This is a genomic window from uncultured Shewanella sp. (genome assembly GCF_947501225.1).
GTDB lineage: Bacteria > Pseudomonadota > Gammaproteobacteria > Enterobacterales > Shewanellaceae > Shewanella.
Genome location: NZ_CANMUW010000001.1, coordinates 395,233 through 408,846 on the forward strand (window position 1 = coordinate 395,233; position 13,614 = coordinate 408,846).

At 45.3% G+C, this 13,614-nt stretch carries 17 protein-coding genes; 10 read left to right on the forward strand and 7 right to left on the reverse strand.

Translation table 11 applies throughout. The features are described from left to right. Positions 1–211: 211 nt before the first annotated feature. The gene (locus Q1B47_RS01600) at positions 212–1,138 is read left to right on the forward strand and encodes a LysR family transcriptional regulator (RefSeq protein WP_299787586.1); all 927 of its coding nucleotides are present in this window, start codon (positions 212–214) and stop codon (positions 1,136–1,138) included. 72 nt (positions 1,139–1,210) lie between these two features. Here the strand turns inward: Q1B47_RS01600 and queF are convergent, their stop codons facing one another. Beyond that, a complete protein-coding gene (gene queF / locus Q1B47_RS01605) occupies positions 1,211–2,068 on the reverse strand; it encodes an NADPH-dependent 7-cyano-7-deazaguanine reductase QueF (protein WP_299787588.1) in 858 nt (285 codons plus the stop codon). Positions 2,069–2,128: 60 nt separating this feature from the next. Between queF and syd the strand changes: the two genes are divergently transcribed. Then, positions 2,129–2,782: a SecY-interacting protein gene (gene syd, locus Q1B47_RS01610; protein ID WP_299787591.1), complete on the forward strand. Its 654-nt coding sequence runs from the start codon at positions 2,129–2,131 to the stop codon at positions 2,780–2,782. 42 nt (positions 2,783–2,824) lie between these two features. Here the strand turns inward: syd and Q1B47_RS01615 are convergent, their stop codons facing one another. Both Q1B47_RS01615 and Q1B47_RS01620 read right to left on the reverse strand, forming a co-directional pair. After that, on the reverse strand, positions 2,825–3,598 hold the full coding sequence (locus Q1B47_RS01615; RefSeq protein ID WP_299787594.1) for a Zn-ribbon-containing protein: 774 nt from the start codon (positions 3,596–3,598) through the stop codon (positions 2,825–2,827). Continuing rightward, a complete protein-coding gene (locus tag Q1B47_RS01620; RefSeq protein WP_299787597.1) occupies positions 3,598–3,930 on the reverse strand; it encodes a hypothetical protein in 333 nt (110 codons plus the stop codon). Before Q1B47_RS01620 ends, Q1B47_RS01615 begins: the two co-directional genes overlap by 1 nt. Before the next feature lie 148 nt (positions 3,931–4,078). Between Q1B47_RS01620 and Q1B47_RS01625 the strand changes: the two genes are divergently transcribed. After that, entirely contained in the window at positions 4,079–4,450 is a 372-nt protein-coding gene (locus Q1B47_RS01625; protein WP_299787600.1) for a DUF3192 domain-containing protein, read from the forward strand. A gap of 23 nt (positions 4,451–4,473) precedes the next feature. Here Q1B47_RS01625 and Q1B47_RS01630 read toward each other — a convergent pair whose 3' ends face one another. Both Q1B47_RS01630 and Q1B47_RS01635 read right to left on the reverse strand, forming a co-directional pair. After that, positions 4,474–4,596, reverse strand: coding sequence for a hypothetical protein (locus tag Q1B47_RS01630; protein WP_299787603.1), 123 nt, complete (start codon positions 4,594–4,596; stop codon positions 4,474–4,476). Positions 4,597–4,744: 148 nt separating this feature from the next. Next, on the reverse strand, positions 4,745–4,975 hold the full coding sequence (locus Q1B47_RS01635) for a DUF2789 domain-containing protein (protein WP_299787606.1): 231 nt from the start codon (positions 4,973–4,975) through the stop codon (positions 4,745–4,747). A gap of 166 nt (positions 4,976–5,141) precedes the next feature. On the opposite strand from Q1B47_RS01635, the gene Q1B47_RS01640 reads away from it, so the two are divergent. Both Q1B47_RS01640 and Q1B47_RS01645 read left to right on the forward strand, forming a co-directional pair. Then, entirely contained in the window at positions 5,142–5,789 is a 648-nt protein-coding gene (locus Q1B47_RS01640) for a GNAT family N-acetyltransferase (RefSeq protein WP_299787609.1), read from the forward strand. Further along, entirely contained in the window at positions 5,782–6,138 is a 357-nt protein-coding gene (locus tag Q1B47_RS01645; RefSeq protein ID WP_299787612.1) for a DUF962 domain-containing protein, read from the forward strand. The genes Q1B47_RS01640 and Q1B47_RS01645 overlap by 8 nt, the downstream gene beginning before the upstream one ends. Positions 6,139–7,561: 1,423 nt before the next feature. Here the strand turns inward: Q1B47_RS01645 and Q1B47_RS01650 are convergent. Further along, positions 7,562–7,951: a DUF3301 domain-containing protein gene (locus Q1B47_RS01650; RefSeq protein ID WP_299787615.1), complete on the reverse strand. Its 390-nt coding sequence runs from the start codon at positions 7,949–7,951 to the stop codon at positions 7,562–7,564. Further along, positions 7,948–8,961: a DUF3549 family protein gene (locus tag Q1B47_RS01655; RefSeq protein ID WP_299787618.1), complete on the reverse strand. Its 1,014-nt coding sequence runs from the start codon at positions 8,959–8,961 to the stop codon at positions 7,948–7,950. The genes Q1B47_RS01650 and Q1B47_RS01655 overlap by 4 nt, the downstream gene beginning before the upstream one ends. 240 nt (positions 8,962–9,201) lie before the next feature. Here Q1B47_RS01655 and Q1B47_RS01660 point away from each other — a divergent pair, with 240 nt between their 5' ends. The 5 genes from Q1B47_RS01660 to purU all read left to right on the forward strand — a co-directional run bounded on the left by Q1B47_RS01660 (position 9,202) and on the right by purU (position 13,536). Further along, positions 9,202–9,522: a YqcC family protein gene (locus Q1B47_RS01660; protein ID WP_299787621.1), complete on the forward strand. Its 321-nt coding sequence runs from the start codon at positions 9,202–9,204 to the stop codon at positions 9,520–9,522. Beyond that, on the forward strand, positions 9,509–10,360 hold the full coding sequence (gene truC / locus Q1B47_RS01665) for a tRNA pseudouridine(65) synthase TruC (protein WP_299787624.1): 852 nt from the start codon (positions 9,509–9,511) through the stop codon (positions 10,358–10,360). The genes Q1B47_RS01660 and truC overlap by 14 nt, the downstream gene beginning before the upstream one ends. Positions 10,361–10,769: 409 nt before the next feature. Beyond that, positions 10,770–11,234, forward strand: coding sequence for a flavodoxin (locus Q1B47_RS01670; protein WP_299787627.1), 465 nt, complete (start codon positions 10,770–10,772; stop codon positions 11,232–11,234). Next, the gene (locus Q1B47_RS01675) at positions 11,186–12,655 is read left to right on the forward strand and encodes a PTS transporter subunit EIIC (RefSeq protein WP_299787630.1); all 1,470 of its coding nucleotides are present in this window, start codon (positions 11,186–11,188) and stop codon (positions 12,653–12,655) included. Before Q1B47_RS01670 ends, Q1B47_RS01675 begins: the two co-directional genes overlap by 49 nt. Positions 12,656–12,702: 47 nt before the next feature. Further along, on the forward strand, positions 12,703–13,536 hold the full coding sequence (purU, locus tag Q1B47_RS01680; RefSeq protein ID WP_299787633.1) for a formyltetrahydrofolate deformylase: 834 nt from the start codon (positions 12,703–12,705) through the stop codon (positions 13,534–13,536). The last annotated feature ends 78 nt before the right edge of the window (positions 13,537–13,614 follow it).

Below are 13,614 nucleotides of genomic sequence, written 5' to 3' on the forward strand. Positions count from 1 at the left end.
TTAGTTGAACTCACTATACTGAGAATGAAATCATTTATAATTAATGCAAACTAGTGATGTAACATTTATATTGTGAATGTTACTTTGAGTGAATTGATGGATTCGGCTAGAGGTGTATTCTCAGAGAGTGGCTCGGCGTTGCTGCTTATGCCCCCTTCAGAGTTTACAGAGTTTGCGGTTAATATTTATCGGATCAATAGGTGAGCGAGTTATGCCCCAGAACAGACAGTTTGATCTTAACTTATTACGGGTCTTTCTTGTGGTGTGCCGAAGAGGGTCTTTTACCCTTGCGGCACAAGAGCTGGATCTGACACAGTCTTCGGTGAGTAATGCGATAGCCCGTTTAAAAGCAGTTGTTGGTGAAGAACTTTTCCTCCGGGTTGGGCGGGGTATAGAGCCGACGGCGACGGCAAAAAATCTGTATGAGCAGTTAGATGGTCCCCTGTTATCGATTGAGAAGGTTATTCTCGGCATGGAGTCGTTTGATCCAGTTAAGACCAAGCGTCAGTTTCGGGTATACGCTAACGATGTGATTATCAGTACGCTGCAAGTACCGCTGGAGAAGATGCTGAAAGCTATCGATATCGACATCATCTTTTGTGAACCTCCCAGTCAGGATATTGAACTGGAAACCGCCTTGCAGATGGAGCAGGTCGATTTAGTTATCGATGTGAACCTTCCACACCAATCCTCACTCTCCAGACAGAAGGTGATGGAAGACACGCTGGTGTGTGTCGCTGCCAATGATCATCCAAGGATAAGAGGCCAGATCACCCGGGAGCAATATTTCAAAGAGAAACATGTATTTATGAGGTTGCGCAGGGCTAACCTAACGATTGCCGATCTATTTACTGCTCAGGCGCTTCCCAGGCGACAGATGCACAGCGAGCAGTCGTCTTTATTAGGTTTGTTGGCAACCATAGCAAAGAGTCAGGCGATAGGCTTGTCGACTAAAAGCTATGCTCAGGAGTATGCTCAGGTCTTAGGGTATCAGGTGTTAGAGGCGCCCATCGAGGCATCCCCTGTCGAAATTTATATGGTGTGGAAGAGCAAGCTGACACAGAACCCGGCTCACATGTGGTTGAGAGAGACGATTGTAACTGCCATAGAAAATGCTGAGCTGAACTCATCTGTGTAGGAGCTGTTGATGAGTTGATGCCATAAAAAAGCCCGATATCTCTATCGGGCTTAGCAGATTGCGAGCGAGGCGTTATTGTCTGGCCAGTCTGTGGTTTTCCGGTGGGTTTTCAAAGTCACTGCGATATGGGTTGATATCCAGTCCGCCACGTCGGGTATAACGTGCGTATACCGTTAATTTTGCACAGTTACAGAAGCGTTTCAGGTCGACAAAAATTCGTTCGATACACTGTTCATGAAATTCGTTATGCTGACGGAACGAGATGAGATAACGCAGCAGTTTCTCGCGATCGATCTTGGGTCCCTGATATCTGATCATCACGCTCCCCCAATCGGGCTGTGAAGTGATCAGACAGTTAGATTTAAGCAGGTTTGAGGTGAGCGTTTCAGCAACCATTACCTTGTCATCTGTGCTGTCCAGCAGGTAGTCAGGGTTGAAGCTGTAGTCACTGATTTCAATATCGAGATCATCGATGCAGCTGCCGGGGAGCTCTACGACACGTTGGCTGGAAAACTGTTTTGGTTCAAAAATTTTGACCGAAACTTCCCCGTTGGCGCATCGACTCAGATCATTAGCCAGAGTGGTTTGGACCTGCTCGACGCTGTCAAATTTAGTTTGGTTAAAGGTGTTCAGGTAGAGCTTAAAAGATTTAGATTCGATCAAGTTCTGACTGTCATAGCTTAAATGAAATTCGGCTATGGCAACCATAGGCTTGCCTTTGGCATTGAGCCATGACAATTCGTAGCCTGTCCAGATATCGGTTCCATGAAAGGGGAGTGTTTCAATCAGGCCAATAGCATCACGGTTAAGTTTACGGGGAACCCCTTGTAACAGAGATGCATCGTACTCAGCCTGATAGCCTGTCGCTTTTCCAAGCGTTAGTTCAGATAGAGCTTCTGCACCAGTATAGGGATCATGAACTTGTGTCATCAATAGGTTTTCCATGTCAAAATAGCCCTACATTATACTTAATTTTTGGACATCTGCTAAGTGTCTTCTTTACCTGCATTAGATAATTTTCTTAAAAAATATCACCAAGCTTATATCGACAGGTTAGGTGAATCTCCCCGTTATTACCCACAGGGTGAGAACTCTGTCTGTATAGAAGGGGAGTTTGATACAGACTCATCTACCGATGAGACTGTCACCTGGCGACCGGTTAAAAGAGATGAAACCGGAACTTTTAGTAATGTTGATAGCGCATTGGAGATCACATTACGTTCAGAAATTGATGACTTTTATGGTGCTTACTTTTCAGCACCTCTGTTGTTCGACTCTAAGTGGGGGGATGGGGAGCTGTTGCAGGTCTGGAATGATACCGACTTTGAATATCTGCAGCAGAACATCATTGGTCACCTGATGATGAAACGCAAGTTGCAACAGCCGCCAACCTGGTTTATCGGAGTGTTGGGAGATGGCGACAGAATGCTAACCGTAGATAATAGTGATGGCAGCGTATGGATTGAGATTCCGGGTGAGCAGCCTTGTGAAAAGTTAGGGGATAGTTTGAATGAGTTTATCGCCTCTTTAACACCCAGAGTCGCTCCGCCTGAACTTCATATAGAGGAGTCGATGCCAGAACTGGATCATCCTGGGATCTGGCATCGTATCAAGTTGATGTGGCGAAATTTAAGAGGTCATTAGAGTCCAGGTTCTAGGACCTAGCTCCTAGAATCTAGCTCTCCTTTAAAGATGATCCCAGGAGATGTTTGAGACAATCCTGCACTCGTCACAGCGGAAATGAAACATATCCAGAAGTGGTTCATCGAGTAACCACTCCTTGTTTCCACAACGAGGGCAGGGTCGTGTCTTCTCTGTTGCCAGGTTATCGCCGCCAACGCGATAGAGGTAGTAGTAGGTCGGGATCTTTGTCAGGTATTCAATTCTCCCCCTGAGATCCCAGCCACGACGGAAGAGGTCGCTCTTTGGCGAGGTTAGCTCTTCAAGTGCCGCAAATTCAGCTTTAGTGGCCGCAGCCATCTGTAGCTCATCACAGGCTTGCCACTCCGTTTGCCAGCGAATTATTCGTTTATGATCGCCGTTGAATGTCGCCGGAAGTTGATATAAAGGGATAGGTTGCAGTGTGTCGCCGTTACGAACCGGGGAGCACATATGCACGTAGCTGGTATAGAGCAGCTGCCAACTGGGTGTTTCTGTGCTGCTCACCTCGGAATTGATATCCTGGCCGATATATTTTTCTCTCGGGGCAAGAAGTTTCGCCTCTGTTAACTCGGTCAGTGCTCGCTCGACCCAAGGGCTGTTATATCGCTTGGCTAAACTGCTCTTCTCCGGCATCAAGAGTCTGACTCTGAATTCACCCTCATTGAATGCGACGGCAAACTCACGTCCTAATACCTGACCGTTAGCCCTGTAGGCTTCCAGTAATCCATTGATCGCTTTTTCGGCAGCGGTAATCGTCGTGTTGTCAAAACACTCAAATCTTAGTTCAACAACATGCATTACTTTTTCGCCCTATCTTGGTTGTTTTTCTCTAATGAGTTGAGCCGTTCACTCATCTCCTTATAAGCCGCCTTCAGTTGCTCGATCTCCTGTTTTAGTTCAGCGATTTCAGATTGTTCCTCCTTCGGCTTGGCTTTTTTCTGTGTCACAGATATCTCAGGAAGTTGATCGATTAAATCTTGTGGCATGGATTTAAACTGCTGTAAGCCTTGAATGAGGATCGGCATCGGAACACTGTTACCCAGTTTAGCCTTGATCAGTGCAAGGCTGGGAACCTTTCCGGAACCGGAGATCGATTTTGCTGCGGCTAATACCTGTTCTAAAGGGCTCATAATTAGTTAATTTTCTCATTGGTTAGTCGATATGACTAACATAAAAGTTGTAAAATAAATAAAAAGCAAATTAAAACAGTGTGATACGTGTTTTGGCCTGCGATTTGCTTTACATCCTGTCATCATAATAAAGAAACAGGAAGTCATAGTGAAAACAAATTTAATTGGTTTAGCATTTATTGGGATTACCAGCTTAGGCTTAACGGGTTGTGTGATCAATGTTGGTGAGGGTGAATCCGGCTGGGATAGTAAGGTTAGCTGGGAGAAGACTCAAATCCAAAATCGAGCTAACCTGACCAGGTTGAGTCTGGGTATGAGCCGGGAGCAAGTGCAGGTATTGATGGGACAGGCCGATTTCAACGAAGCCTATATAGAAAAGGATAAAGAGGTGCATGTGCTCTTTTATCGTACCCAGCATGTTAAAGGCGATGGCAAGACCACAAAAGATGAATGTACTCCAGTGGTTATCAGCAATGATGAACTCGTAGGTTGGGGCGAAAAGGCATACAGTAATATTTAATGCCAGTCGGCCCTATATGCAGGTCAGTCTGAGCTTAACTGGTGTGGTGTTTTGGGTAACATCTCCTGGATCACCATACCCTGTATGCCTATCCCGGCGTAGATACATAAGATAACCCAGTTACTTTCGCTAAAACGTGGCGGCACGCATACGCCGCCCATCGGCTGATCTCAATGTGGTTACTGTGGTGTTTAGAGTTTTTCGCTTAACCCATCGGGTAGCATCGCTCCATCTCTTGCAAGCCCCCCTTCGAGGTTGAGTGAAGTTTGAGCCAGAAAGGGACACAGGTTCCGGTTACTTTCTTAATTGGGTGTCCAGGTGGTCTATGAGCTCAGACCATTGGGCGTCCTCTTCGAGAGACTCCTTTAAAAAACACCTTTGAGAATCATTCCAAAACTCTGCCTGAGTGAGAAGCACATCATCAGGGATTTTGTATTTGCTGATAAACTCAGCGATGCTCTCTTCGCTATTTTCCAAACCTAGCTGTTCAAACAGGTGACTTAGATCTTGTGGTGTAGTATCCATCTCTGGCTCCGAAAAATCAGTTGTTCGTAATGAGAAAAGACTTATATCAGTATGGAACAAACTCAATAATGTGACTATTTTTAAAACGATACCTGATTAATATTTACACGGATAGGGCAGCTTGCTACATTGTTAAATAATTGATCCAGATCAAAGGTTGATTTTCATGACAATTACCGATGAACAACAATTAGAACGGTATCGGGCGGTTTACCTTACCGCCGAAGATCTACGGGTCGCCGCTTCCATTCTCTATAACGCCTACCATGATGATTCATTCTTTATCGACGCCTTGTATGGGGGGGATATGTCGATCTATGAGCAGAAGCTAAGAGGTGCTATCCGTGAAGAGTTAAATGAATTATGGCAGCAGGAGCAGGCATTAATTGGATTATTCGATGAGGAGCGTATGGTTGGTGTTGCCTGCATCGTTACCCAGCAAGTCCCTCTGGGTGAGTCCAGGTACTGGCACTGGCGGTTAAAGATGTTGATCAGCACGGGATGGCAATCGACTCAAGCCTTAATGAATAAAGAGACCTACTTGTTAGAACATCTGCCGAGCCCCTGTTGTGGTATTTTACAATTTATCGCGATATCACCATCTGAACAGAATAAGGGGCTGGGCAGTCAGTTGGTTGAAGCTGTTTTGAGCTGGTGTGACGAGCAACCTGAGCTAGATGGTATAGGTGTATTTGTCAGTGAGCAGAGTCATGCCCACCTCTTTAGTCAGCATGGTTTTGCCGTAACAGAGGCGATCACCATAGGGAAAGTAGAGGGAGAGTTACTCTTTTATCGCGGTCACGAAAATGAGTAATGAGATGAACGAACGTGGCAAGCAAAGCAAGAGATACAATAGCTTTAAAGATTTTTACCCCTATTATTTATCACAGCACCAGAACCCAAAGTGTCGGGGACTACACTATATCGGCAGCCTTTTGGTGGTAATACTCTTGATGTCAGCCATTATCAGCGGTAGCTTAGAGTTACTTATGTCGATACCTGTAGTCGGCTATGGTTTTGCCTGGCTGGGTCATCTGATGTTTGAGAAGAACAGACCTGCGACTTTCGAGTATCCTCTATTTAGTCTTATGGCCGATTGGTTGATGTTTGGTGAAAAACTTGCTCGGATTTGGAGTGGTAGTAAGTATAACCGACCTCTTTGATAACCTTATGCCTCTCCTTCTTGTAATTAATTATTTACCTGTTTATTCAGCTGGTTAACCTTAAATTCATACCGATTTCTTTATACTTCACAAAATTGCTGGATCGGTGATCTCTGTATCTTCAGCGCCCGGTGTAAGAGATCTCTCACAAGTATTCAGGTTAACTGGGCTTAATTTGTGATAAATGTGAATATAATCAAATTATTTCAGTAGGTTATTTTACATGCTATCATTTACAACCCGTTAACACTTGTGATAATCATGGGTGAAGCGTTCCGCTAGCGGAATATATTGTTGCTGTGAGCGAATTCCACAGAGCCGCTTTGATGATTCTGCCTCTTTCATCGATGGCTTGATATGCAAACATTAACAGGTAGGGCTCATATTGCATCTGTTGCGTGCGAGTCTGTCTCTTAATTCTCAAGTTATTACTCTTATAAACAATATGATAGGTAACTTTTTTTGGCTGCAAACTGTACGTTTTTTTCCAAACGGGAGCAAAGCGTCCCTTGGGTAATTCTGTTCAGGAAACATGCTCTGCATGCTTGTTTATGCTTTTATGGCAACTCAAAGAAAGAGGCATATTTTTTACTTATATCCAATCTGCCAGGCTTCTTGTGAGAGATCTCTCACATGAGTGTGAGAGATAGGAATTGTTTTGTTGTGGCAAAACCTCACCTATATTAATTTGTCTATATGAAACAATATTTTAAATGAATTACTAAAGTAAGAATTAGTTTTCATTAATGTTAAAGTTTAGTATTTGACCCGTTTTTATCTCAATTTGCTCTAAAATTTAACTCGTAAAAGGAAATACACAAACGAATGGATGCAGTGATCAGGATGATCATCAAAGTGACTGACGGAACAGCACTGAAGGGACCTATCAAGGATGAGGCACACCAGGATGGCGTGCCATACCGCTACTAAGGAAAGCTAAACAATCCAGGATGGAAGGTTTACTGTCTGGAAGGCAGATTACAGGGAGTGTATAGAAGGGATGCTACAGGGAAGATGTCGGACACGCTTATGGAGTGAGCTAGCTCGGTAAATGGATTACTGAGAGCATGGACGAGTAACTGCTCATTATGAGCCGCTACAAGGAATAAATGGATTTTGCAGGGAGAGACAGGGAAGACGTTGGACACGCTTATGGAATGAGCCAGCTCAGTGAATGGATTACTGAGATCAAGGAAGAGTAACTACTCATATGGGTAGCTACAGGGAAATAAATGGATGTAACATGGATAGTGCAGGGAGCAAATTGAACGCATGGAAGGTGCAGGGAGCACTATAAATAGCGGGATAGCTTAGCAAAGAGATAAAAGGCGCGACTTCGAAAGGGGCCGCGCTTTTTCTTTTTAATATCAGTTAATGGGTTAACTCGCTGCTCAGCGGCTTACGTCTATATCCCATTGTCAAATTATTTACATTTACCGGAATTACAGCTTCCACGTGAGCCACAGCTCCCTCCCACCGAACCACGCGCTTCTGGGGCCTCAGACCACTCAGGCTCAGGAAAGATTGGCCATTGTACTTTCTGAATTTTTTTCCCGTGCATCCAGATGTGAGCACGAAATTGATTTAAGCCATCAGTACTAAACTCAAGAATATATTTTGCCTTCCATGTCAGGCCGCTGCTGCCACCTATGCTGGGCCTGGCCGATTCCATTGCAATTGCAAGCAACTGTACCTTCTGTTTCTGACACTCACGTCCCGCGAATATTCTGCTAAGTTCAGCCATCTGTCGAAGTTGCCAGAAGAAGGCGGCAATAACTACAAGTAAAACAATGAGTAAAAAGTCTGACATCATGCTTTTGTAACCTTAAATAATCCACCAATGGCAGCTGACAGCTGCGGACTCCTGTTAGGGTTGCGAAGCTCGGTAAGCATTTGAGTTCGTAACAACGGGATCATCACAATATCAGCAAAGATTTGATTAAAAAAGTGCTGCTGTTGTGTTGCGAGAGCTTCGAGGTAAATTGTGCGGGTTGTATCGTGTTTAAGTACCGTCCAGTTTCTTGCGGCGATGGTGATCAAGGCATCGGCATCGAGTAACTGAGTTTCGGCCAGATGTAATATGGCTTTCTGCCCCAGTTCAGCATGTGATGCCAGTGCCCTGAGGTAATAGAGCTTTGTTGTTTTATCTGCGGCGATTAACTTAGCTAAAATTATTTCGGCCAATGCTCTATCTAAGGTCAGATGTTCCAGACATTGACAGATAGCTATCTGGACCTCTATCGAAGCATAATCGAAGCAGGCTTTGAGGTGCTTAAGGTGATCTAATTCATTGGCTCGAACACAGATATCGGCGATGCCTTGCAAACCGATATCTTGCCAGTTTTGTGCCTTTACCTGACCGGAGATATATTGGTAAGCAAATTCATACTGAGGTGACGCCTTTTCATTTAGTTGCTTACGTACCAAGGCGTTAAAGACGGCTAATTTTTCAGCCGAAGGCTTAAAAGCAAATGGATGGTTAGCCAATTTCTGTTGCTGCTCTTCAGACAATGCCTGAGCCGGATCACGACCCAAAGCTTCAACAACCATCTTTATAAATTGTGTTCGTGGTGCCGGTGACAGCAAGCCTCGCTCATCCAGGGGCAACTTCAGAAACCAGATATAGTGTTGCTGGCTGGCATCCCAAAATACAATCGCAAACTGAGCGTGTCCCTGCAGTGGTGACGGGTAAGGGGAGTTCAGATTCTCTATCTCGTTAAAAGCCATCATGTCGATATGCTGAACTCTTCGTCCCATATCATAAACTTGAAATTGAGTATTAGCTGTTGTGAGGAACTGGGTGAGGGTCGTTATTTCTGTCATGTGGCTGTCGTAACATCCGAGATCTGTTATTTAATGCAGGCTATTATACCCAAGCTACTTTAAGATGCGAGTGTCATAAGAAGCTGCAAAAATGTTTGCTTTTGACTGGCCCTGATCAGATGTCGATAGGCATGAACTTTATGGAGGTGGTATTATTACTAAGCTCAGTAGGGAAGAGGGGTTATAAAGCGTGCAAGTTATGTTTGTGTCATTATTTTTGTGGATGTTAAGGTAAGTAAAATGCTCTATGTAAAGACGATGGCGTTACTCGAACAGTTAGAGAGTGAGCTTAGAGTACAAGGCTTATGGTCGTCACAGAAGCCTTCAGCAGCAGCCATGAACGATAGTTCTCCTTTTAGTTGTGAAACTATGCCATTTGAAAACTGGGTTCAGTTTATTTTTCTTCCAAAGATGCATGAGTTGATAGACAGAGCTCTGCCTCTACCGGAGAAGATTGCGATTGCACCTATGGCCCATCACGTATGGGGCGGCAAGCCGGAGTTACACACTATTATTTTTATATTTGAAGAATTGGATAGATTGCTCAGTGAACAAAGATAACATGCCGGAAGAGACGGTTAAGAAAGCTATTGATAAGAGTGAGTACGAGGAGAGTCATCTCGATGCTGAAGAAGAGTTAGCGCCTGAGATTGAGATTTTATTTGAAGATGATGATCTCGTCGCCATCCATAAGCCGGCCGGTCTGTTGGTGCATCGATCCTATCTGGCACGTAGGGAACGATTTTTTGCGATGCAGTTAACGCGGGATAAAGTGGGCTGTCATGTCTTTCCGGTGCATCGCCTCGATAGGCCTACTTCCGGTGTCTTGCTGTTTGCCAAAAGCAGTGAGATGGCTAATATTTTGTGTGAGCAGTTTGCGGCTAAAACGGTCGATAAGCACTACTTGGCTATAGTCAGGGGGAATATGCATGAAGCCGATACTCTGGATTATGCCCTGAAAGTTGAGCTCGATGATTTAGGCGATAAGGATGTCGATCCTGACAAGGCGGCACAAGATGCCGTTACCAGTTATGAACCGCTGCTGAATACCGAGATCCCCTATCCATCGGGTAGGTATGCTACCAGCCGGTATGCCCTTGTTAAATTAACTCCTCATACTGGGCGTAAACATCAGTTACGACGTCATATGGCTCACCTACGGCACCCTATCGTCGGCGATACCACCCATGGTGACGGCAAGCAGAATAAATTTTTCAGGGAGCATTTCTCTATAAATCGCCTCTGGTTGATCGCTAAGCACCTCTCCTTTGACCACCCCAGAACCGGGGAGCGGATCACAATAGAAACTGAGTTGGAGGAGCAGTGGTTTACTCTGTTTGACTCTTTCGGCTGGGGAGAGGAGGAACTCTCTCCCCAAGGCTCTTGTTTAATCGCCTGATACCTTTAGTGAGGGAGCATAGCCTGGCAGCCCGGTGAGCTGGGTTAAGTTCCCCATCCCTCCAGAGTCCATGGACTAAGCTATAATCAGTAGGTTACTCTTTTTAGAGGAGATATTCATTTCTTCGTGGCGCTTAGTGTCTTAGGAGAAGTGTCGTGATGCAGGTAGCTGGTGTCAGTCGAGGTTATTGGACTGGATGGAACATTTAAGCTATTGCAGCCCTGAGCCGTTCTGAAATAACACATACGTCTGATGTGAGCCGAGCGGTGAAGGTGTTTCAGGTGCTTTTGTCGGTTAGAGCGGCGCATCTATAGAGTCCTTGAAACTTCGATTGAATCAGTTGGCAGGAAGCTGTCAATAAAGTATGTTGGGATTATAAGTCTAAATTGAACACAGGGCGATCTGAAACATGAGAAAAGTGAATCTGATTTTTGGAACTGTGTATGGAAACGCTCAATTTGTCGCTGAAACGCTATGTAATGAGTTTCAAGGTGAGGAGCGGGATGTCTCTCTGTTTCAGCATGATGAGTTAGATGACTTTATTCCTCCACAAGATGAAATCCTGCTGATTGTCTGCTCGACAACCGGTCAAGGTGATGTGCCGGATGACATACTTCCCTGGTTTGAAAGCCTCAAAAACAGCGCGCCTTATCTGCCGGAGCTGAGATATGGCGTTATCGCACTCGGTGACTCCAGTTATGAAACATTTTGTCGTGCAGGGTTACAGTTTGATGAACTGCTTACCGATCTAGGTGCTCAGCGTATTGGTGAGCTGCTGAAAATAGACGCCTGTGAAACAATGGAACCTGAGGTAGAAGCAAAGGCATGGCTGAAAAGCTGGAAAGAACTAATCGACATGGAAACCCTTGTCTAAAATATATTAGTCAACATTGGTTTAAATTTGCGCAGAGACTCAGTCAGGCGCTGTTGATCCCTATTGCTATTTTACCTGCGGCCGGGGTCATGATCGGCTTGGCGAGTAACCCCATTCCCTTCATGCCGGACCTGCTTTCGGTACTCATGCTGACGGTGGGAAATCTCATCTTTACCATGATGCCGATGCTTTTTGCCGTAGCCGTAGCCATAGGTTTCTGCAAAGATCAGGGAATAGCGGCGTTTACTGCTGTATTTGGCTTTGGTGTTTATCTGTCGAGTATGGCTGCTCTGGCTGAAGTTTATCAACTTCCAACCCGTACGCTTTTGGGGGTTGAGACCATAGATACCGGCATTGCCGGTGGAATGCTTATTGGCGCCGTTACCTGTTTTGCGGTCAATCAGAGTCAAAAGCTAAGGCTGCCTGCGGTTTTCTCTTTCTTTGAGGGGCGCAGGAGTGCTCCTTTGCTGATGATCCCGTTCAGTATCATGCTTGCGTACCTGCTCATTCACATCTGGCCGTCACTATCTCTTTGGATTGAGCGTTTTTCAAATTGGGTGGTTTATCAAAAGCCCGCCGAAGCTTTTGCGATGTATGGCGCCGTTGAAAGGTTACTCATTCCCCTGGGCTTGCATCATATCTGGAACGCCCCCTTCTACTTAGAGATGGGGCAATATGTGAAAGATGCTGAGGTAGTCCGGGGGGAGGTGGCTCGATATCTGGCCGGAGACCCGCTGGCCGGAAATTTAGCCGGCGGTTATCTGATTAAAATGTGGGGCCTGCCTGCCGCCGCTTTGGCTATCTGGCGTTGCGCCGACAGAGGGCAGAGAAACAGGGTCGCTGGCATCATGATATCAGCGGCATCAGCAAGTTGGCTTACCGGTGTCACAGAGCCGATCGAATTTGCATTTATGTTTATAGCTCCGCTGCTGTTTTTATTGCATGCTGTGATGACGGGGCTTGCTTATGCGGTCTGTATCTCTCTGGAGATCCGTCACAGTATTGTATTTTCCCACGGACTGGTTGATTTTACCCTGCTGTTTGCTAATGCCAGGAACAGTGAGTGGTTCCTGATATTGGGACCACTCACCTCTGTGATCTATTACCTGGTATTCAGGGGAGCCATATTGCTCTTCAATCTTAAAACGCCGGGTCGTATGGAGAAAGAGTCGCGCTCTCAACTGGGTCTGTTAACAATTGTCAGGGCGTTAGGTGGTGCCGACAATATTGTCGAACTAAGTGCCTGCCTGACCCGGCTAAGGATAAGTGTGAAGCAGCCGCTGTTGGTTGATAAATTAAAGCTGAAGCAACTTGGTGCCAAGGGGGTTGTCGTTGTCGGCAATGGGGTTCAGGTTGTTTATGGCACTAAGGCTGAGAGTATACGCAGGCTGCTACAGAGGTATATCGATACTCGATCTTAATTATATTGGTAAAGATTCATTTTTTAACTTTGGTTTGGGGAGTTCAGATGGAACGTAAAGTATTGATCACCGACTGCGCCGATGCGCAGGGGCTGATCACTAAGATCACCGGGGTCTGTTTTAAGCATGGCTTAAATATCATCAAGAACAGTGAGTTTGTAGATAATGCCCAGGGGCGCTTTTTTATGCGCACCGAACTCGAAGGTGAGTTTGATGATGCGTTGATCTTGTCTGATATTGATGCAGTTTTGCCCGAGTCGAGTCATGTTAAACTGGTCAGTACCGCCAAAAAACGGGTCGTTATTTTGGTGACTAAAGAGGCGCACTGCCTCGGTGATATTTTGATGAAAGCCTACTATGGTGGTTTGGACGTGGAAATTGCAGCAATTGTCAGCAATTACGATATTCTGAAGCCATTAACGGATAAGTTTAATATCCCTTTTCACTATATCTCTCACGATGGAGTATCGCGTCTCGAGCATGAGCGTATGATGAGTTCAGTGATAGAAACGTATCAGCCCGATTATCTGATATTGGCAAAATTCATGCGCATTTTGACCCCGGAGTTTGTAGAACAATACCCTAATAGAATTATCAATATTCATCACTCGTTCCTGCCCGCATTTATCGGTGCGGCTCCTTACCGGCAAGCATGGGAGAGGGGAGTAAAAATTATCGGTGCAACGGCTCACTTCGTTAACAACTGCTTGGATGAAGGTCCCATTATTAAGCAGGATGTCATTCCGGTCGATCACAGTTATAGCGCAGAAGATTTAGCCAGATGTGGCCGAGATGTGGAGAAGAGTGTGCTCAGTAAGGCGTTACAGCTGGTGTTGCATGAAGAGGTGATAGTGTATGGGAATAAGACCGTGGTGTTTTAAATGGTAATTTGTATTGAATGACGATATCAACATATAAAGGTGCAGTTAGTACCTTTATATGTTTTCCTCATCAGATGT